Origin of the sequence: Enterococcus sp. AZ077, from assembly GCF_051714965.1 — a bacterium.
In the GTDB taxonomy this organism is placed as follows: domain Bacteria; phylum Bacillota; class Bacilli; order Lactobacillales; family Enterococcaceae; genus Enterococcus_B; species Enterococcus_B hirae.
The window spans coordinates 322893-345000 of sequence record NZ_JBIOSX010000001.1 but is presented as its reverse complement, the minus strand read 5'-3'; the positions used below and the strand labels follow the sequence as shown (position 1 = coordinate 345000).

The following is a 22108-nucleotide window of genomic DNA, read 5'->3' as shown; positions in this document are numbered from 1 at the left end:
GCGGGACTTAACCCAACATCTCACGACACGAGCTGACGACAACCATGCACCACCTGTCACTTTGCCCCCGAAGGGGAAGCTCTATCTCTAGAGTGGTCAAAGGATGTCAAGACCTGGTAAGGTTCTTCGCGTTGCTTCGAATTAAACCACATGCTCCACCGCTTGTGCGGGCCCCCGTCAATTCCTTTGAGTTTCAACCTTGCGGTCGTACTCCCCAGGCGGAGTGCTTAATGCGTTAGCTGCAGCACTGAAGGGCGGAAACCCTCCAACACTTAGCACTCATCGTTTACGGCGTGGACTACCAGGGTATCTAATCCTGTTTGCTCCCCACGCTTTCGAGCCTCAGCGTCAGTTACAGACCAGAGAGCCGCCTTCGCCACTGGTGTTCCTCCATATATCTACGCATTTCACCGCTACACATGGAATTCCACTCTCCTCTTCTGCACTCAAGTCTCCCAGTTTCCAATGACCCTCCCCGGTTGAGCCGGGGGCTTTCACATCAGACTTAAGAAACCGCCTGCGCTCGCTTTACGCCCAATAAATCCGGACAACGCTTGCCACCTACGTATTACCGCGGCTGCTGGCACGTAGTTAGCCGTGGCTTTCTGGTTAGATACCGTCAAGGGATGAACAGTTACTCTCATCCTTGTTCTTCTCTAACAACAGAGTTTTACGATCCGAAAACCTTCTTCACTCACGCGGCGTTGCTCGGTCAGACTTTCGTCCATTGCCGAAGATTCCCTACTGCTGCCTCCCGTAGGAGTTTGGGCCGTGTCTCAGTCCCAATGTGGCCGATCACCCTCTCAGGTCGGCTATGCATCGTCGCCTTGGTGAGCCGTTACCTCACCAACTAGCTAATGCACCGCGGGTCCATCCATCAGCGACACCCGAAAGCGCCTTTCAAATCAAAACCATGCGGTTTCGATTGTTATACGGTATTAGCACCTGTTTCCAAGTGTTATCCCCTTCTGATGGGCAGGTTACCCACGTGTTACTCACCCGTTCGCCACTCCTCTTTTTCCGGTGGAGCAAGCTCCGGTGGAAAAAGAAGCGTTCGACTTGCATGTATTAGGCACGCCGCCAGCGTTCGTCCTGAGCCAGGATCAAACTCTCATAAAAAGTTCGAACAATCTTGCGATTGTTAAGCTCAATTGTTTGCTAGCATATTGCTTGCTTGTTAAAAATGTTTGTTGTCTTGAATCAATCAAGACGCCCTACACATTTGGTTTGTCTTTGCTTTGTTCAGTTTTCAAAGGTCTACTTGATTAATGCTACTTGAATGCTACTTGATTTAAAGTTGAAACTTCTTAACGAGCTAGCGATTAATCATTCGATATTGCCGTAGCAACTTTTATATCATAACAGATCGACATTTGTTTGTCAACTATTTTTTAAAAGTTTTTTTCACTTCGTTTTTCAGAAACGCTTCAGCAACTCATTTATCATAACTCATCGTTTGTTATTTGTCAACAACTTTTTTGAAGTTTTTTTCGATGAAATCAAGCTTCATAAGCTGTCGGTTTTTAACGACTCAGTTATCTTATCATGTGATAACTCACACGTCAAGAACTTTTTGAATCTTTTTTATTACTTCATTTTTTTAAAACGAGTAACTAAAAACAACAAAAAAGAATATACCATGTAATTTTACACATGTCAATAAGTATTTAAACCTTTGGTATAGGTTATACTTCAAGTTTCAGCTTTTCTATATTAAATAAGCCATAGTCATTCTACTGATTCTGGCTATCCAGATAATCGAACTGTAAGACTTCTTTCAGCTGTTGTCCATTTATGACATCTTTGGTTACTCCACACGGTTGCCCCATTGATGAACGTTCATCGTTTTTCCGTTGATCAATGAGGTTGTGAAAAGAGTGTCTTGACCTAAGCGTTAAGGATGAAAATCTCGAAACAGCTCCTCATGTTTTGAGATTTTTTGACTTATCGCCGAAGGTCAGCTCTTTGAACACCGTGAATCAGAGGTCGTGAAAACATCGGGTAGCTCTGTTGACAATAAGAAAGAATTTTTTGAAACAGCTTCTCATGTTTTGAAAAATTCAGGCTTATTTCAAGGAGCTGATGTTTGAACACCGTTTAGCAAGAGGCTGTGAAAGAAGCGTTCAGCTCCGAGCGATTAAGAGAGAATTTTTTTAAATAGCTCCTCATGTTTTGAGATTTTTTGACTTATCGCCGAAGGTCAGCTCTTTGAACACCGTTTATTCGTTTTTAGAGATACTAGAAGAGACCGAGACAAGTTTCTTTTAGAAAAGATCACTCACAAAAAAAGGAAATGAATAGCCATCCATCTCCTCTAACCGACTATTTCGTTTTTTTGCCACTGAGGTCATCCTGTATTTATTGGCTTGCAATTAATTTCTCCATTAATTCCTCATTAAACCCAACAAATAAAACATTATCAAAAATAATCAGCGGACGTCTGATTAGTTCTCCATGTGTTCTACACAAAACAATCAATTGTTGTTCATTAATAGTAGATAAATCAATTTCCAGATTTTTGAAACCTTGTGACCAAGTGGCGAACAGTCGTTCCGCGTGAACATTCTCAAACCCACACAATTCTTTTGCTTCCTTAACGGTTAGCTCTCTCTGATCTAAATCAATAAACTGATAAGAGAGATGATGTTCTTCTAACCACTGCTTTGCTTTTAGACACGTCACACAATGCGCCGACCCGTATACCTTCACAAGATTCCTCCTTTTTTAAATTTAACTGAAGATACTGTTTTGCATATAAATCATTCTTCTTGCAACTGAACGAATTTCTCTTGGAACAAACGAACGAATTTCATCTTCATTAAAACCGATCAATATTCTTTTTTCATCAATTAAGATCGGACGTCTTAGTAAAGAAGGATATTGTTTAAAAAGGACGATCATTTGCTTTAATGTGAGCTCGTTGAAGTCAATAGCTAATTTTTCGTATATTTTTGAGCGAGTAGAGATAATGTCTTCAACGCCTCCGTTAGTGGCTGCTAAAATTTCACGTATTTCATTTTCTGATATCGGCTCTGCAAAAATATTTTTTTCTTCAAAATCTAAACGATTTTCTTGCAACCATGCTCTTGCCTTTCTACAAGAAGTACAGCTAGGGGAAGTATATACTTTTATCATTCTCTCACTCCTTTTTAATTATAATCCCATTCTAACTGAAAGTTATAAAAAACACCAATTATTAGCTATTAAAATTCAGAAAATTTATTCTTCTTTGCTATTAAACCCTTTTAATCCTGTGTTTATATGAAAAAAATTAATTTATTTTGTATAAAAAAAAGAAGAAAAATACATAAAAAAAACGATATTATTAGTATTTTTTACCTAATAATATCGTTTTTTATGTGATCAAACATGTATTTTTTTAATTTTACAACCTGTTTCTCTAATAAATCTAGAAGTTTTCAATTTTCTCGTCCCCTTCATCAAAGGTATACACAAATAGAGACGATTCCTTGCTCGGGTCATTGCTACATAAAAAAGACGGCGTTCTTCTTCGACTGTTGTCACATGCTCTGCCTTGACCTTATCCAAACTAATGGCTGCTTTATCAGAGGCACCATTGTAAGGAATAGCTCCTTCATTACAACCAACTAAAAAAACATTGCGATAGCTTAAGCCTTTACTTCTATGAATACTTTGAATGCATAAAGCATCAAGTTTTCCTTGCCGGTAAGCGATTAAACGAGTTTTTAGTTGTTTCGCAACTGCTTGGATGTCTTTTTCTAAATGGTTGATTTTTTCTAATGTTGGAAATTGTTTGAGCGTTCCTAACAACCATTCACGCTCACTACCGTCTATTTCTTTAGTTGGTCGACTTAATTTAAGGTAGCTTTGAATTAAACGATCAAAACCTTTTCCGCCATTTTTATCAAAAGTATGAAGGTCCTTTACAAACCGATGAATCTCTTTTTCTTTTGTTTTTAAATGCGGCTTTACAGAAAGGATATATTCCACAATATCTGTTACTTTATTTCGTTGGGAAAAATAGTCCTCACATTCAGCCTTCTTGAAATAGCAATTAATCATTAACTGATAGAGTACTTGTTGATAACCCTGTGTCTTTTTTTGATAAGTAGTTGCATTTTGCCAGTAAAGGATCCTTTGATAGAACTGTTGAAATAGTTTTATCCCAAATATCCCTTCGTATGGGCCATCTGCTTCTAGTACAAAGGGGATATCCGTCTGTAACAAGTCTTGGACTAATTGCTGGGTTTGCGTTAACGACCGATATAAAACGATTGATTCTTTGTATTTTCCTTTATGTTTAATCAATGTTTTGATTTGCTCAATGATCCAGCGACTTTCAGCTTGTATGTCATCAAAAGCTAGCGCCTGCATGATCCCCGCCTCTTTCTTAGCTGGAATCATTGCTTTTTGGATACGATCATTTTTATTAAAAGTAATTAAGCGATTCGCTCCTTGAACAATGGTGGCACGTGAACGATAGTTGGTTAATAAAAAAAGCGTCTTCGTTGCGTACTCTTGGTCAAAATTTTTAATATAAGAAGGTTCCGAACCTCGAAACCCATAGATACTTTGATCATCGTCACCGACCACAATAAGTTTCATTGGTGTTTCCTTCGTGATCAGGCGAACAATTTCCCACTGTAAAGGATTCGTGTCTTGAAATTCATCAATAAATAAATAATCATATTTTTGTCCCACGAAGTTTCTGATTTCTTCGTTCTGCAAGGCTTGTTTTAAATTACTTAGAACATCATTGAATTCAAAAAGATGTTGCTCTTTCTTTTGTGCTTGCAGTTCTCGCATGAAGTGGGTCATTCTTTCGGAAATCGGCATAGTTGCATTCGGTTCAATAAAGTCAAAGTTTTCTTTTATCAACACTCGCGTTTCTTCTATTGATAAGTTCATATTCTGCCAATAATCAAGACGTGCCGCCAAATTTTTTTCTCCATATTGATCAAAAGCATATAAATTATACTTACGAATAAGTTGTTGTATTAGTCCACTGACTTTGTATGAGGTCTCTTTTGAAAATTCTCCCTGTATCCCTTCAGTGACTACTTCTGGGAATTGGCGACAAATATCATTGTACAAACGAAAAAAGATACTATGAAAAGTTCCTATATGAACATTGGTCTTTCGTTGGCTAAAATTATCTACTCGCTTTTTCAATTCATTCGCAGCATTTCTCGTAAAAGTGATCATCAATATCCGTTGCTCATCTACCTGATTTTCAGTCATTAAATAGACAGCTTTTGCACAAATTGTTTGGGTCTTCCCACTTCCCGCTCCTGCAATGATCCTTAGATTTTTTTCCATATTGTAAGTAATCGCTGCTTTTTGCTCGTAATTAAAACGATTGTAGGAGCGCTTTTCCATCATATCGAAAAATGAATGACTATTATTCGTTTCTTTTTCTTCCTCAATCAGCCCAGGTGCTTCACCATAAGCTGCTTCATAGCTTGCAATGATCTCTTCTTGCATCCGGAAAATTTGTTGGAGCTTCTCATATCTTTTTTCCCAATGACTGATTTCTCTTTGTAAGCGAAGTATTTCTTTTTCATTCCCTTGATTGATTGTTTTCACATCTTTCTATATATAAATGGTCAATATTTTTCTTTTATACTAACAGACCTTTCTAAAAATTAAAATGACTTTAGCAAACACTGACCTTTTCTGAAAATTATCTATAAAATATCAAAAACATATAACCAATATGATAGAATAAAAAAGACAAATATATTAATTTGAAGGTGAATATAAATGAGTACTTCATTTCATGAAGGACGGACAATCGGACTTTTATTATCCTTTATCGGTGGCGCAATGGACAGTTATACATATATTCAATATAACGCATTTGCTTCAGCACAAACGGGTAATATTATCTTAGCAATCATCCAAGCTTTCGATGGTGAATGGATTAGCGTTGGAAAAAAAATACTTTCTACTGTCTTCTTTTTTTTAGGGATTTTACTGACAAAATTTTTGATTGATTATTTCAAAAAGAAAGAAAAACACTATTGGCGTTTGTATGTTCTTTACTACGAAGCAATTATCTTTTTCTTAGTCAGTCTGACTCCAATCAGTATCCACCCAGCCATCGTAACCATCATGATTGCATTTACAGCAGCTATTCAATGGGTCGCTTTTGATAAAATCGATGGACGAGCTTATACTAATCTTTTTACTACGGGGAATCTAAAAGGAGTTGCTACTAACTTATACGATTCACTTGTCACAAAAGAAAAAGCAGCGTTCGATCGTTTTTTCCATTTTCTGACAGTTGTTCTGGCTTTCATCAGTGGTGCAGGCGTTCTCGTTTTTTGCCACCATTTATTTGGGCATTTTGCTATTTTATTAGTGGCTGTTTTATTTTTAATCATAGCAATTGTTCAAAGCATTCAAGTATGGAAATTTTACCAACGTCATATAGTCTTATCCAAAAAATAAGGACAAGCGTGTTCACTTTAATGACCAACTAAAAAAATCACTATACTAAAACACAACAAATAGACTGATTTACAGGATACTCGGACAGTACCTCAGCCTATTTGTTGTGTTTATGTTTATTTTTATTCATTCCATTATCGCACTTGATTTTCGAACAACAAGCTGCCAATGCAAACTGTCGGCAGTTTCATTATCTTCTACTGCACATTTGATGACCCGGATCATCACGCTGTTTTCATAAACTTTTTCAATTTCTCCTTTGATAGGTGCTTCAAATAAATCTGAAACAAAAGCACCTGTTTCACCAACTTCAAATAATTGCTCATCCATTTTCTCCATTACTTGTTCATTCCCCATGATAGTTCCTCCAATATTTTTTAAGTCAATCAATTTTTAACACACTTCTAGGCAGAGAACACATAAAAATCATAAAAAGCCCTTTTCATGTCAAAACCGTTCACTTTTTTTATCTGCCATTTATAAAATACTCAAAAAAGAAAGATCTAACTGAATTTTTTGATCTTTTTTTTACGGTTTTGATGTCAAAACAACCTTTTATGAATCGAAACACTATTTTTAACAAATTTAGAATAAAATCGTTATTGGAGGTACGTTGGATGAAAAATAAAGTTGTAAATAGAATATTAGACACATTATTCAGTGGTGAAAAAATAGAAGATGAAATGGTTTATCTCCAAGTAAAATTTGCCCTTGATGTATTAATGAATAACCTTGGCAAATTGGCCGTTGTTTTAGTATTTTCTTTAATAACCGGTTCTTGGGTCGAAACAGGATTGACCTTTCTTTCTTATATTTGTATCCGTCGCTATGCTTACGGACTTCATTCTGATTCTGAATTTGTTTGTTTACTATGGACTTTGCTTTATTTGTGGGGCGTTCCCCTCTTAATGAAACACTTTGATGTGACCATCTCTTCCCCACTGAAGGTCATTTCATTGATCATCTGTTTCTTATTGTTGCTTCGCTATGGATCAAAAGGTACAGCAATCAATCCCATTGAACCTGAAAAACGCCCACCACTGTTAAAAAAAGCAATTTTCATGTTTCTTCTATTTGCAATAACTATTTTATTTTTCGCTAATTCTTACTTTTCTACTTACTTGCTTCTCGGGATTATTTTAGAAATAGCTACGCTGCTTCCAATTACGAATTATATAATGAATCTTGGAGGAATTTTCTATGAAAAAAACAATCATTAAACAACTTACTAATTTGTCTGACTTCTTTGTGTCTGGATGCTGCTTTGGTATGAGTTCAGAGTTTAAAATCCCTGAAAAATTAAAAAAATAATTCAATAAATATGCTATAATTTGGTAAAAATCAATGGGAGCTGTACTTTATGTTTTTGTGGTCCATAGCCTTGCAATATTTAATTTACACAATTTGTGTATTACTCATTGAACACCAAATTAAAAAGAAATACTTATTCGTTACCACTATTTTAATCTCTTGTGTCTTGTTAGGTTTTATGTATCCTTTATTTGGGATATTTACTGCTTTATTTGCTATAGGTATGCTGATGCTAACATTCTTCTTCTTTTCTACTTCCCCGCAAAAACTGGTTTATGCTCTTCCTTGGGGATTGCTTACTTCGCTTTTAGGAGACCATTTGACGAGCATCAGCGATTTTTTTATTTTGAAATCTGCTGTCATTGAACCAGGAGATTCCTTGCAGTATATTCATATCGTCATTTCTGCGACGTTATCGATCTTACTTGCTTTAGCTTTTAAAAAAGCCTTAGAAAATTTCCATGGGTTGGATCGCCGAATGATTGGAACCGTTGGCGCGTTGATGTTATTTACCTATTATATCGTTATCTTTTATACACGTTTTTCTGGCGAGACTCCCCAAATTTTAACTATCAACACTGGCTTTTTCATTCTTTATCTCTGTGGCGGGCTGTTTATCCTCATTTATTATTGGAAAATTTCAAAGAGAAAAATGGCAGACCAATTGTTAGAACAGCGTATGCAAATGCAACAAGATTACATCCGTGATCTAGAAAAAAACTATCAAGACCTTAGAGAATTCAAGCATGATTATCAAAACTTGCTTTTTTCAATGAATAGTTATCTTGCTGAAGGTGACCTGGAGGGATTACGTAAGTACTACAATCAAAATATCTTACCCACTCGTCAAATGATGGATCTTTTCCCAGCAAACCTTAGTCTGTTAGATAACATAAAAATTCCTGAAATAAGAAGCTTATTGTCTTTGAAATTAATGATGGCACAAGAAAAAGGATTATCCGTGCATCTTGTTATTCCAGAAGAGATCACTTTAAAGAAAAAACACACAGTAAACATCGTCCGAATGTTAGGTATTATTTTAGATAATGCGATTGAAGGAGCTTTAATTACTAAAAAGAAGAAAATTGAACTCTTTGTTTTAAAAAAGAAAAACTCAGTGATTATTCGTGTCATCAATACAACGATGAATACACTTCCGTTAAATCAATTAAAACAAAAAGGTTTTTCAACAAAAAAAGATCCTAAAAACGAAGGACTCGGTTTATTCATTTTGGATGAGCTGTCAAAGGCCAATCCTTATATCTTTTTAGAGACATCTATTGAGAATCAACGTTTTTCTCAGACAATCTATATACAAACAAAATAAAGGAGTATTCGTATGATTCCAATTTATATTTGCGAAGATGACACGAAACAGTTGGAAGTAATTTCAGCAGTGATCAAAAATCGAATTATGATTGAGAATTTGGATAGTTATGTCCATATCGCCACTTCTGATCCAATTGAACTTCTTCAAGCAGCTAGAGTACGAACCTCATCTTTTGGTATTTATTTTTTAGACATTGAATTAAAAGATAGCGATCTAGATGGTATTATGATCGGAAAACGTGTAAGAGATCTAGATCCTTTAGGAAAAATTATTTATGTTACTTCTCATACGGATCTTTCAATGTCTATCTTAAAGAGTAATATTGAACCGACTGATTATATTATCAAAGAAGATATTTTTGATTTAAAAGAAAATGTGGAACGTATTTTAAGTAAGATCTTTGAAGATGTCAAAGCGACTCCTTTACAAAAAGATATTTTTAAAATCGAATTTAACGATGAAATAAAATTTCTTCCGATCAAAGATATCCAGTATTTCTCTACTTCCCCAGGAACGCCACATAAATTAGAGGTTCATTTGACTCATGCGCAAATGCAGTTCTATGATAAAATCAAAGAAATAGAGAAAATGAACCGTCATTTTATCCGCTGCCATAAATCATACGTGATCAATACTCAAAATGTCCGTACGATCAACAAAAAAACTCGTGAAATCACGTTAGCAAATGGCGAAGTGATTCCGGCTTCTGTACGTGGTTTAAAAAAATTGATCTCGTAAATCTCAGACTTCTCCCCAAAAACAAACAAAAAAATGAGCAAAACTCGTCTGTTTGTTTTGCTCATTTTTTCTTATTTATCTTTTCTTGTTCCTATTTTGTAGTTTAATGTAACAGCATTTCTTGCGCAATTTCTTGCCCACTCATCTCCACTGGATAAAAAGTTGGCCAATGATCCATTTCTGCCAGTAAACTTTCTTGACTTTCATTCCCTAAATAGATATGAAAATGTTCCGAATCTGTTGGTGCAATCGAATGATCACTGAATTGTACATATCGATAAGCGCCACTTTCTGGCTCTACTGCTTCAAATAAGTAGCGTACGCCTCGATTTCCTGCAGCGTAATTCAAAACTCTTTTACCTGCATATCGGTAAGATGATTGCTTCGTCTCACCATTTTTAAAAGTAAATGCCATTCGATCTCCGTCAATCTTGATCTTTTCGACATCCGTCTGGTATCCGACGGTATAATAATCCTTGTACTCTTTTGCTGATTTTTTTGGATCGATTTTTGCCTTATACTCAAATACGGGATCTAAGGTTCCATCAGCTAAATAGTTATCGACCGTTTGCCATTGCCCTTTCCAATCGGACAATTTGCGGTCTTTCACAGCTGAATCTTCAAAGTAACCATTATATACATTTTTTTCTTTTTCTGGTTTCAGTGTGGCTTCCAGTGGATTCACTGTATCTGTCGTTTTTTGTAACGACTTGAGGTTTTCTTTCATTATGGTTACGTAGTTTTCACCATTTGCAAGTTGTTCTTTCGTTAAACCTTCTAGAGGATTCAAGACAGCCAAAGAAACGCCGGCTTCATTTGCTAGAGTTCTAGCGATACTGTCTTTAGCATTTTCTTCGAAATAAATATATTTGATCCCATGATCTTTTACAAACTGTTTTAATTCAGCAATTCTTGCGGCTGAAGGCTCCTCACTTGAGGATAAGCCAGCTATTGACACTTGATTCAGTCCATACTCTAATGCCAAATAGTTGAATGCGGCATGTTGGGTAACAAAAGATTTTTGTTTTGCTTTACTTAAGGTATCCTGATAACTCTGATGAAGTTCTTGTAATTTTTCTAAATAATTCTCCGCATTTTTAGTAAAGGCTTCTTTTTTATCGGGGTATTTTGTGATCAGTTGATCCCTTATACTTTTTACTTGTTTCATTGCTAAACTTGGAGCTAACCAAACATGCGGGTCCAATTCATGAGAATGCCCTGCTTCGCCATGACTATGGTCATGTCCTTCTTCACTACCTGGTAACAACAACATCCCTTCAGTCGCTTTGACTGCTAACACATTCCCCTCTTTCAATGTGTTTTGGATTGCTGGTACCCAGGTTTCCATATTTTCGTTGTTATAGACAAAGACATCCGCATTTTGAATTTTTGCCATATCTTTTGCTGACGGCTCATAGTCGTGTGAATCTGTCCCAGCAGGAATCAATAACTCAACTTCTCCTTCATCTCCCACTACTTCTTTCGTGAAATCATACATTGGATAAAAAGTCGTCATCACCTGCAATTTTTCTTTTTTGTTCGCGGCTTCTTGTTGATTGCCACAACTGGCAAGTATACAAACAGTAACTACTATCCCTAATAAATAAACCAAACGCTTCATTTGACGACACTCCTTCATCTTCTTTCATTTTACGATTAAAGTTACCAAATCGTAATCTTTACGTTTTAGCAACAGGATTTAATTTATCATATCGCTAAATAAATAGTCAAGCGTTTTCTTAAAACTATTTCTTTTTATTTTCTAGCCATTTCTGAACAGTATCATTTTCTTTTTGTCACTAGTTCCGACTATAATAAGATAAATCAGCTTGACGTTCCCGATAGGTAAAAAACAATTTCCTTTTACTTTTATCTTGAACTTAGAGCGATTTAGTACATTGAAAGGAGTAACAAATTGAAGAATAATTCTAAAGATCAGTCACGTCTGATACGTTTTCTAGGAGGAACGACTTCTTATTATGTATTAGGGTTGTTGATTATGTTAGCTTTAGTGATCTACTTTTTTCAGCAGATCGGTTTTATTTTTAAACCATTTTTTGTGATTTTTGCGACGACACTCGCCCCAGTACTATTTGCGTTAGTTTTATATTATTTACTAGATCCGTTGATCAAACGTTTGAGCCGAAAACTATCTAGAAATTTATCTGTTACTATCGTTTATGTCATTATTTTATTTTTGATCGGCTTAGGGAGTGTTTGGTTAGTTCCTTTCTTGGAGCAACAAGCCAAAACACTAATGACTAGTTTTCCTGATTTGTTCAACGATTTTATACAAACTTTGAAAAACTTCCTAGCGCAAACACCTTTTGCGGACACATTCGATCAATTCTTTTCATCGATTGATGATTGGACGTCTAATTTTGCCTCGTTTATTGGCGATTATTGGGAAAGTGGCGCACAAAGTATCGGGAATATCTTTTCAGCAGTAACATCTACCTTTATTACATTGTTTACTGGTCCAATCATTGCGTTCTTCTTATTAAGAGATCCTCAGAAATTTTATCAAGCTGTGTTAGGGATCGTACCACCCAAGTTCCGTACAGATTTTCGGACATTGACTAAAATCGCCAATCAACAATTAGGTGATTTCTTAAAAGGGCAAATCATTGCTTCTTTCATCTTAGGGGCTGTTTATTGGGTCACATTTTTATTGATCGGCTTAGAATTTGCAAGCATACTAGCAATCGCAGCTGGGATTTTATGTATCATTCCTTACATTGGACCATTTATTGCCTTCTTTCCTGGATTGTTTATTGCTTTCCAAGATTCGACATTCATGGCAATTAAGTTTGTTTTGGTCTGGTTCATCGTCCAATTACTTCATGGGGACTTAGTTATCCCTCGAGTTATGGGCAATCGCCTTCAAGTCCATCCAATCACTATTTTGATTGTTTTATTAGTGATGGGTGATTTACTAGGACTCATGGGTGTAATTTTTGGGATCCCCATCTACACATTGATCAAATTATTGGTTGTCTTTACTTTTAAAAAGTTCAAACAACGCTACAACAAGTATTATGGCGATCAGGGTGTCTACCAAAAAGCAGAATTTTCGGAAAAAGACTACTTTGAAAAAGAGTAAAGAAAGTCTGGAACATCTCTCAAAAAACGAGGGACTAGGACGATCAAGTTTATTTTTCTTACTGAAGAAGACTATTGTCCCAGTCTCTACTAAACAGACCTTTGTTCCTGTTTCTATGTAAAACAACAAGAGCTGCAATCCACATTTAGGAGTGCAGCTCTTCTTTTGTATGCTCATCAATCGCATAAAATGATTGGGGTTTTTAATTTATATCGATTCAATGACTAAGTGATTCCGTTTATTGAAGTGACCTGTTACTGAAATAGTATAATTGCCTTCTTCCAAAATAAGCAATTTATCCGTTATTTCTATATTGACCACTGATTGATTGGTTCAGGGCTCATTGGTAATATAAATCGCACAAGCAATGGCTGTGTCTTGATTTCCTGAATTTTACCGAGTAAAACAATAGATTATTCCATCACGATCACCTCGCTAAAATTATAGAAAAAACAACTAAAATCGAGAATTTTTAATCGATTTTAGATATGCTAATAATAATCAAGACAGTAAAGTTTGTGACGGTGGCTATCCGATTGAAAGTGAGGTGGTGCGTATGTGCGTACTTCCAAAATCTTACAGAAAGGAGAAGCCTTTTGCCTGTTGAAACGGCGTTAGGATTAATGATTGGTTTCGGTTCTTTAATCGCAACAATCATTTTTGGAATCTTGGCAGTTGTAAATAACAATCAAAAAAAATAACCGTCAGCTTTAGCCGGTCGACGATTATTTTTCAAAAATAATATTAAACTGGTCACCGTCTTAAACGGTGCTGTTAAGGGAGTTGTTAGCGCAACTCCTCTTTTCGTATTCATTATATCAACTTTATTGATCTTTTACAATCAGAATGGGAAATCATCATTGCTAATATCATTGTCCATCAAATGGATTTTGTGAAGCGTTAAATCCATTGTTATTAGTCATCGTTGTTTCATGTTGTTCAAAGGTGGTTGTGATTGGACTCGTGGCAGGTTGATTAGTGTAATTACTACACAACACTAAGTAACACATAATTTTACATCATATTTATTTTTAGATATTAATGTCCAGAAAATGGAGATTTGATCGACACAATGACAATAGATATTTTTAAACTAAAAAGTAAGAATAGAAAGGGAAAAGATAGCTAAGTTCACAAGTTAAAAAAAGAAGAAACCCCTGATATAATGTATTTTTTGTATGTCACTTTTCTTTTGAAATGGCATAAATTTTTAATTTTATTTGACACAAAATATAAACCTCTGTACACATTACGGTATTCATCATTTAGCTCAACCTGTTTGAATTTTGAGCGTATCTTAAATCAAGAAAACTGAGACATTGATCAGATTTTTTCTAATCAATGCCCCAGTTTTTAGACTTACATAAATTTATTTTTCCTTAGTTTACAGAAACTGTTTGGTTTTCAGCCAATAAGTTGCCACTGCCATCATAGAAATTCATTGTTACTTGATCATCAGCTTTGATTAGGTCTGGCTTCACATAATAACTGATTGCCCCATCCTTAAAGCTCCCACCTTTACTGATCAGTTTACCATTGACAAACAAGTGTCCTTGGTGAACCTGGGTATCAGAACCATAGGCTCCTTTGATCGTTTGTGTGCCGATTTTATAAGTCAATTCGTTGATTTCAGCTGTTGGTGTTTGAATAGTGACATCAATCTCTGATCCTGGAATTTGCTGTCCTCGATTGTTGGCACCCATCAAGACTACTTGATCATCTTCTGACACTTTAAGGTTTCCTACATAATAACTGAACTTGCCATCTTTGAAGCTGCCGCCTTGACTAACTTTTTCGCCATTGACCAACAAGATTCCTTGGTAAACATCGCCTGTGTAGTTTCCTTCGATCACTGTACTGATTCCCACACGATGGGCTTCTGTTAATTGACCCAGTTGTTCTCCTATAGTCACTGGTTGTGGGTCCCCTAGTGGTGTATCGAATTTATCATAGCCTTGAATCGTTGCTTGATCCCCTGCTTTGATAATTTGAGAGTTCACATAATAGCTAAACTTACCATCTTTATAGGTTCCGCCCCAGCTGATTACTTCCCCATTCACTACTAGTTTTCCTTTATGGATATCCCCCATATAAGTTCCAGTAATGGTTGAATCACCTAGCTTATAAGTGTCCACCTGATCAATTGATCCTGAAGATTCGGAAATCACTTCAATCTCTTTGGAATCTATCAATTCCTTCTCTTTGTTGTAGCCATCTAATACGACTTTGTCGCCGACTTTTAATTTGCCAGCACCGACATAATAGCTGAATTGACCATCTTTGAAGCTACCGCCCCAGCTAACAACTTTGCCATTAACGGTTAATCGGCCGAGAGACATATCCCCTGTGTAGGTTCCAGTAATATTGACATCTCCTACATGATATTCTTGTGGTTTCAACTCACTTTTCACTAGTTCTGCCACATAAGTTCCTGCCGTTAAATCCCCAGTTCCGTAATTTGTCATAAAGTCAGCAGGTGAATAGCCTTTGGACTGACCATCTTCACGAATCCAATTTCCTGTCAGCTGATCTCCATCGTTCAGTGCTTTCGGTGCTGATAAACCAGTGTCTCCAATCGCCTTAAAGTGATCGCCTAGTGTTAATTTAGCAAGAGGTGTATTCTTAAACATACTTCTCATCGTTGTTACTTTGCTAGTGTCAAAGCTACTTACATCTAGACTTGTTACGCTGCTTATATTGTAAAACATATTCTCCATAGTTGTTACATTACTGGTATCAAAACCACTTACATCTAAACTTGTTACGCTACTCAGACCATAAAACATAGATTGCATAGCTGTTACGTTGCTGGTATCCAGTTGACTTAACCCTTCGATTTCAGTTACATTCATAAGGTTACCTTTACTGATACTTCCAGTAAATAATAAATTAGCATTTTCTGGAGCAACTACTTTTCCAGACAAGACAATTTTCTTGATGGCTTTAATATCTACTTTGTCGCTGTTCCATGGTGATTCTTCATAGCCACTTAACTCACCTGCTTCGATCGTCAATACTCCTGTGTTTTCATCAAACGTATACGGACTGGTACCCCACGTGCCTGTTTCAACGGAAACATACGTGCCCGCAGTCAAGTCACCAGTGCCATAGTTTTTCATGAAATCTGCTGCTGAATAAAACGTCCCTGTGCCATCTTCTCTCATCCACGCAGAAGTAAGACTTGCGTTTTTTCCATCTGTTTCTACAAATTTAAATGTATCTCCTAGAATTAATTTCTTAAGTGGAGTACCAGCAAACATATTACCCATATCTGTTACTTTGCTAGTGTCAAAGCTGCTTACATCTAGACTTGTTACGCTACTCATATTGCGAAACATATTACTCATATCTTTTACGTTACTGGTATCAAAGCCACTTACATCTAGACTTGTTACACTACTTAGTCCGCAAAACATCCAACTCATATTTTTTACTTTACTGGTATCCAGTTGACTTAACCCTTCGATTTCAGTTACATTTGTAAGTTCATGATTAGTGTCATTTCCACTAAATAAGATTAAAGACTCTTCTGGAGCAACTACTTTTCCAGACAAGACAATTTTCTTGATGGCTTCACTATCTACTTTATTACTGCTCCATGGCGATTCTTTATAGCCACTTAACTCACCTGCTCCGATTGTTAACGTTCCTGTATCTTCATCAAACATATACGGACTAGTACCCCACGTGTCTGTTTCAACGGAAACATACGTGCCAGCAGTCAAATCACCAGTGCCATAGTTGTTCATGAAATCTGCTGCTGAATAAAACGTCCCTGTGCCATCTTCTCTCATCCACGCAGAAGTAAGAGCTCCTTGTCCTCCTACAAATTTAAAGGTATCTCCTAGAATTAATTTCTTAAGTGGAGTCTTATAAAACATATTACTCATAGATGTTACTTTGCTAGTGTCAAAATTGCTTAAATCTAGACTTGTTACGCTACTCAGACCGTAAAATGCAGCATTCATATTTGTTACGTTACTGGTATCCAGTTGACTTAACCCTTCAATTTCAGTTACATTCGTAAGGTCCTTACCAACGGTATTTGTAGTAAATAAGTATTTAGAATTTTCTGGAGCAACTACTTTTCCCGACAAGACAATTTTTTTGATTACTTCAAGACCCACTGTTCCGCTGTTCCATGGTGATTCTTCATAGCCACTTAACTCACCTGCTTCGATCGTCAATGTCCCTGTGTTTTTATCAAAATTATACGGACTGGTGCCCCACCATCCTGTAGCAGAAACATACGCGCCAGCAGTCAAATCACCGGTGCCATAGTTTTTTATGAAATCATCTGCTGTATAAGCCTTTCCTTTGCCATCTTCTCTCTTCCAAGCAGAAGTAAGAGCTCCAGTTCCATTTACAAATTTAAATGTATCTCCTAGAATTAATTTCTTAAGTGGAGTATCAGCAAACATATAAGACATAGATGTTACTTTTCTAGTGTCAAAATTGCTTACATCTAGACTTGTTACGCTACCCATACCTCTAAACATATAACCCATATCTTTTACTTTACTGGTATCAAAGCCACTTACATCTAAACTTGTTACACTGCTCATATTACGAAACATATAACCCATATCTGTAGCTTTACTAGTATCAAAGCTACTTACATCTAAACTTGTTACACTGCTCATACCATAAAACATATACCTCATAGTTGTTACGTTACTGGTATCCAGTTGACTTAACCCTTCAATTTCAGTTACATTCGTAAGGTCCTTACCAGGGGTACTTGTACTAAATAAGTATCTAGAATCTTCCGGAGCAACTACTTTTCCAGACAAAACAATTTTCTTGATTGCTTCAAGATCCACTGTTCCGCTGTTCCAAGGTGATTCTTCATAGCCACTTAACTCACCTGCTCCGATCGTCAACGTTCCTGTGTTTTCATCAAAATTATACGGACTGGTACCCCACCATCCTGTAGCAGAAACATACGTGCCAGCAGTCAAGTCACCAGTGCCATAGTTGTTCATGAAATCTGCTGCTGAATAAAACGTCCCTTTGCCATCTTCTCTCATCCACGCAGAAGTAAGGCCTGCTGGTCCGTTGGCTGATTTTACAAATTTAAAGGTATCTCCTAGAATTAATTTCTTAAGTGGAGTATCACCAAACATATTCCACCTATCTGTTACTTTGCTAGTGTCAAAGTTGCTTAAATCTAGACTTGTTACGCTACTCAGACCGTTAAACATATAAATCATAGTTGTTACGTTACTGGTATCAAAGCCACTTACATCTAAACTTGTTACGCTGCTCATACCCCAAAACATATCATTCATATTTGTTACGTTACTGGTATCAAATCCACTTACATCTAAACTTGTTATGCTACTCAAAGCTCTAAACATATTCCCCATAGTTGTTACTTTACTGGTATCCAGTTGACTTAACCCTTCGATTTCAGTTACATTCTGCAATTGACTACCACCAAATAAGGCCCAAGAATTTTCCGGAGCAACTACTTTTCCAGATAAGACAATTTTCTTGATTGCTTCCGCTGATACTTTTTTGCTATTCCATGGGGATTCTGTATATCCACTTAACTCACCTGCTCCGATCGTCAATACCCCTGTATCTTCATCAAACGTATACGAGCTGGTACCCCATGTTCCTGTTATCTCGGAGGCAGCTACCACGTTCGCTTTTTGCGCTACTTTTGGCGCTTCCGCTGTTGGATTAGTTGCATCCCCTTCACTTTCGGCAGTCGCTGCTGTTGCTTGTTCTTGTTCTGTTGCTTGGTCTTGGGTGTCATCCGTTGTTTCATCAGTTTGTGCTAATGAATCACTAGTTGTAGTGGTTGAATCCGTTGGGTTTACTAACGGCTCTGTGACGTTTTGTATCGTTTGATCGATGGCTTCTTTTGCTTCATTCGCCTGTGTTTGTTCAGTAGCAGTTTCAGCTGTTGGTGTCAAAGTATCCGCTAATGCCATCGTTGGTGCGATCCCGGTATTTCCCATCACACCAGCCACCGCAAACATCGTTAATAGCTGTTTTTTACGTTTTGCTGTTAATTTTTTCTTACTCATATTTACTCCTTTTTTGCTCTTATTTTTGATCATTATTTTCTCGTCAATACCACTTCATCAGCTTTAGGTGTTTCCCCTGTTTTCAATTGATGTCTCTTTCCAATGTCCATTTTGTTACCGAAGCTGACAAAATCGTATGGATCATCTCCCCTGCAACATTTATTTTACTTGTTCTAATTAAGCATAAACGCTCAATATTCCCAATTAATATTCTTGAATTTTGAGCGTTTACCATAACGTTTATATATATTTCTTTCATTGATCGAGGAAATCAATCAAGCTTCTTCTACTACTTATCATCTGAAGAAATATTTCACCTACATGTTACGCTTTATGTAAAAGTTAATGGGTAAAAGAAAAAGAGAGTGGGACAATAGTCAGAAAAAAATCTGATTATTGCTCTACTCTCTTTTTTATTACATTTTTAAAGCTACTTTCAAATGTTGTTTGCTATAATTAAAAAAAGGTCTTTAAGGAGAACTAAATAATGCTTTTAATTAAATTTATGTTTACTTTAATATATTATGGTAGTTTTATTTATACAGTCTACAAAGTCAGGCAGATCCAACAGGAGTATTCAGATATCATGGCTCTATATAAACAAGAAAGAGAGCGTACTTTTCCAAACCTAACTGAACAAGAACAAAAGAAACGAAAAAAAGCAATCTCACAACATTATGAAAAAAAGGACCCTTCTTTTGCTCTAAAAAGAAAATTTTCATTTATCATTTATGTTATTGTCTTTTTTATTTTGGAACGTGTTATTCGCTGCTTTTTCCCTATTGAAGACGTTCCTAAAAATTTGAATTATATAATTCCCTATTTAGGAATAGCCCTTACTATCAGTGCTGTTACAGGTTTTTACTTAATTAAATCCAAAAAAAAGGAACGCGAAATATTTAAACAGTATTTAATAGACCATCCCAAAAACGAATTACAATTTGTTTGGGTTTCAGAAAAACTTCAGGCAAGTTTTATGCAAAATACAAATAAAAGATTTATAGTCCATCTTACACTAGGTCTATTAATGATATTGTATCCTCTTTTTTCTTAGATGAGAGCATACATTAAATGGTTATTGCTTCCATCATATTCTTTGATTTGCGATACTCAATTTTATCATTACTCAATCGATTTTTTCATGATTCTTTCTTCTTATCTCACATTTGTTTTTAGACAAAATAAAAACGACCTTAATCCAATAACTCATGGATTAAGCGTCGAATGTTTTACCACCAGCTGATGGTTCATTAAAAATACAATTTTCTTTCGAAATATCTCGTGTAAAATTTTATCTGCAACCGATTCATCGTTTACCAATTTTTTGCTCTTGATCTTTTATTTACTGGATCAACAGGGCGATCGCTTGATAAGGCCTTAGGGTCAATTCCTCTTGAATAAGAGTATTGGCATAATTGCTGATAAGCGGTTGGGCACTAGCAAATTCTTCTGGGATCGTTATGGTCGTTTCATTTTCGTAAAAATTAGTTAAAACCAATAATTTTTGTCCGTCTAATTGTCTTAAATAACCGTATACTTGAGGATGATCGGGTTCATAAGCTTGATAGTCCCCTGATGCGATTACAGGATATTGTTTTCGCAATTGAATCAATTTTTTGTAGTATGCGAAAATCGATTGTTCAGATGTACGTTCTTGTTCTACATTGATGACCTCATGATTTGCTGCTAAACCTAACCAAGGTGTTCCTGTGGTAAAGCCAGCTGTTTCATCGCTTGTCCATTGCATCGGTGTCCGAGCGTTATCTCTGGATTTCGCCTTGATTCGCCGAAAAGCTTCTTCTTCCGAGAAGGATTGGTTCAGCATTTCTTGGTAAGCATTTAAACTTTCTACATCGACGTAATCATCGATATGCTGAAAGTCTGGATCGATCATCCCAATTTCTTCCCCCATATAAATATAAGGCGTCCCACGATTCAAATGGATCATCGTCGCTAACATTTTAGCCCCTTCTGTGCGGTATTTATCAATTGCTACAAAGCGGTTGAGGGCTCTTGGCTGGTCGTGGTTATTTAAGAACAACGCATTCCAGCCATTTCCTTTACTCATCGCTTCGCCCCATGTATGGAACAGACTTTTTAAAGCTTCAAAATCAAAAGGTGGCGTACTCCATTTGTTTCCATTTTCGTAATCAACCTTCAAATGATGAAAATTGAACACCATCGAAAGCTCATTCCGACTTGGTTCCGTATACAAAATACAATTTTCAATCGTCGTTGAACTCATTTCTCCAACTGTGATGATTTCTGGATCTTGACCAAAAGTTTCCCGATTTAATCGTTGAAGATACGTATGAGTAATCGGCTTGTCAGTATATTCTGCTTTTCCTTGGTTCTCTGCATTATTTTTGAGTTCTTCATCTTTCCCGATCACGTTGATCACATCAAAGCGAAAGCCTTTGACCCCTTTAGACATCCAAAAACGAACAACTTTGAACAACTCTGTTTGCACTGCTTCATTTCGCCAATTTAAATCTGCTTGTGTTTGATCATAGAGATGTAAATAATACTTACCCGTATCTCCAAAAGGCGCCCATGCATTACCACCAAATTTAGATACCCAATCGGTTGGCTCATCTCTTAGAATAAAAAAATCTTGGTAAAAACGATCGCCAGCTAAAGCTTTTTTAAACCATTCGTGTTCTATTGAGACATGGTTTAAAACCATATCAAGCATAATCTCTATATTATAGCTCTTTGCTTGTGTGACTAGTTCTTCAAATTCTTCCATCGTTCCAAATAGTGGATCAATCGCTACATAATCAGAAATATCATAGCCATTATCTTTTTGTGGACTCGGATAAATGGGGTTCAACCAAATCATATCGACCCCTAGTTCATGCAGATAAGGTAATTTTTCTTTGATCCCTTTTAAATCTCCAATCCCGTCACCATTACTATCACGATAAGATTTAGGATAAATTTGATAAACTACTTTCTCATTAAACGACATCCTCATTCGCCTCCAATCAGCTATTATTCCAACTTATATATACAAGTTTACAAATCCTATTATAAAGGAAAAGGAAGCGTTTATCAAGGACAGAGCTAAGTCCTCTAATAGGAAGACCTCACCCATTATAAACTGTCGCACATCCAACAAATTGGCATAACAAAACCTGCGTATCATTTTCC

At 36.3% G+C, this 22108-nt stretch carries 14 protein-coding genes and 1 rRNA gene (1 of these 15 running past the window's edge); 7 read left to right on the top strand and 8 right to left on the bottom strand.

Annotation, left to right across the window (positions count from 1 at the left end; all coding sequences use genetic code 11):
- The 4 genes from IGL28_RS01565 to IGL28_RS01550 form a co-directional block, all read right to left on the bottom strand.
- Positions 1 to 1119 (bottom strand): 16S ribosomal RNA (locus IGL28_RS01565) (it extends 441 nt beyond the left edge of the window).
- A gap of 1239 nt (positions 1120 to 2358) precedes the next feature.
- Positions 2359 to 2709, bottom strand: coding sequence for a Spx/MgsR family RNA polymerase-binding regulatory protein (locus tag IGL28_RS01560; RefSeq protein WP_010720213.1), 351 nt, complete (start codon positions 2707 to 2709; stop codon positions 2359 to 2361).
- Between the two features lie 21 nt (positions 2710 to 2730).
- Positions 2731 to 3135: a Spx/MgsR family RNA polymerase-binding regulatory protein gene (locus IGL28_RS01555; RefSeq protein WP_010720214.1), complete on the bottom strand. Its 405-nt coding sequence runs from the start codon at positions 3133 to 3135 to the stop codon at positions 2731 to 2733.
- Between the two features lie 228 nt (positions 3136 to 3363).
- Complete coding sequence (locus tag IGL28_RS01550) at positions 3364 to 5568, bottom strand: ATP-dependent helicase (RefSeq protein WP_034699220.1); 2205 nt, start codon at positions 5566 to 5568, stop codon at positions 3364 to 3366.
- 177 nt (positions 5569 to 5745) lie between these two features.
- Here IGL28_RS01550 and IGL28_RS01545 point away from each other — a divergent pair, with 177 nt between their 5' ends.
- A complete protein-coding gene (locus IGL28_RS01545) occupies positions 5746 to 6435 on the top strand; it encodes a YoaK family protein (protein WP_081128197.1) in 690 nt (229 codons plus the stop codon).
- 126 nt (positions 6436 to 6561) lie between these two features.
- Here the strand turns inward: IGL28_RS01545 and IGL28_RS01540 are convergent, their stop codons facing one another.
- A complete protein-coding gene (locus IGL28_RS01540; RefSeq protein ID WP_010720217.1) occupies positions 6562 to 6792 on the bottom strand; it encodes a hypothetical protein in 231 nt (76 codons plus the stop codon).
- A gap of 260 nt (positions 6793 to 7052) precedes the next feature.
- Between IGL28_RS01540 and IGL28_RS01535 the strand changes: the two genes are divergently transcribed.
- From IGL28_RS01535 to IGL28_RS01525, 3 genes are all read left to right on the top strand, one after another.
- Positions 7053 to 7655 (top strand): accessory gene regulator B family protein, encoded by a 603-nt coding sequence (locus IGL28_RS01535; protein WP_010736952.1) that lies wholly within the window; start codon positions 7053 to 7055, stop codon positions 7653 to 7655.
- A gap of 140 nt (positions 7656 to 7795) precedes the next feature.
- Positions 7796 to 9073, top strand: a complete 1278-nt coding sequence (locus IGL28_RS01530; RefSeq protein ID WP_010736951.1) for a sensor histidine kinase — start codon at positions 7796 to 7798, stop codon at positions 9071 to 9073.
- Positions 9074 to 9085: 12 nt separating this feature from the next.
- Entirely contained in the window at positions 9086 to 9814 is a 729-nt protein-coding gene (locus tag IGL28_RS01525) for a LytR/AlgR family response regulator transcription factor (RefSeq protein ID WP_010720220.1), read from the top strand.
- A gap of 103 nt (positions 9815 to 9917) precedes the next feature.
- Here the strand turns inward: IGL28_RS01525 and IGL28_RS01520 are convergent, their stop codons facing one another.
- The gene (locus IGL28_RS01520) at positions 9918 to 11435 is read right to left on the bottom strand and encodes a zinc ABC transporter substrate-binding protein AdcA (RefSeq protein ID WP_081128199.1); all 1518 of its coding nucleotides are present in this window, start codon (positions 11433 to 11435) and stop codon (positions 9918 to 9920) included.
- A 294-nt stretch (positions 11436 to 11729) separates the two neighbouring features.
- Here IGL28_RS01520 and IGL28_RS01515 point away from each other — a divergent pair, with 294 nt between their 5' ends.
- Together IGL28_RS01515 and IGL28_RS01510 are read left to right on the top strand one after the other, a co-directional pair.
- Positions 11730 to 12917 carry an AI-2E family transporter gene (locus IGL28_RS01515; RefSeq protein WP_010720222.1) on the top strand — a complete coding sequence of 396 codons (1188 nt, stop codon included), beginning with the start codon at positions 11730 to 11732 and terminating at the stop codon, positions 12915 to 12917.
- 596 nt (positions 12918 to 13513) lie between these two features.
- Positions 13514 to 13618 carry a competence inhibitor ComI gene (locus IGL28_RS01510; RefSeq protein WP_223603620.1) on the top strand — a complete coding sequence of 35 codons (105 nt, stop codon included), beginning with the start codon at positions 13514 to 13516 and terminating at the stop codon, positions 13616 to 13618.
- Between the two features lie 678 nt (positions 13619 to 14296).
- Here the strand turns inward: IGL28_RS01510 and IGL28_RS01505 are convergent.
- Positions 14297 to 18955 (bottom strand): DUF285 domain-containing protein, encoded by a 4659-nt coding sequence (locus IGL28_RS01505; RefSeq protein ID WP_232088552.1) that lies wholly within the window; start codon positions 18953 to 18955, stop codon positions 14297 to 14299.
- 487 nt (positions 18956 to 19442) lie between these two features.
- On the opposite strand from IGL28_RS01505, the gene IGL28_RS01500 reads away from it, so the two are divergent.
- Positions 19443 to 20009 carry a hypothetical protein gene (locus IGL28_RS01500; RefSeq protein WP_081128201.1) on the top strand — a complete coding sequence of 189 codons (567 nt, stop codon included), beginning with the start codon at positions 19443 to 19445 and terminating at the stop codon, positions 20007 to 20009.
- Positions 20010 to 20297: 288 nt separating this feature from the next.
- Here the strand turns inward: IGL28_RS01500 and treC are convergent, their stop codons facing one another.
- Positions 20298 to 21926, bottom strand: coding sequence for an alpha,alpha-phosphotrehalase (gene treC, locus IGL28_RS01495; protein ID WP_081128203.1), 1629 nt, complete (start codon positions 21924 to 21926; stop codon positions 20298 to 20300).
- Positions 21927 to 22108: the final 182 nt, after the last annotated feature.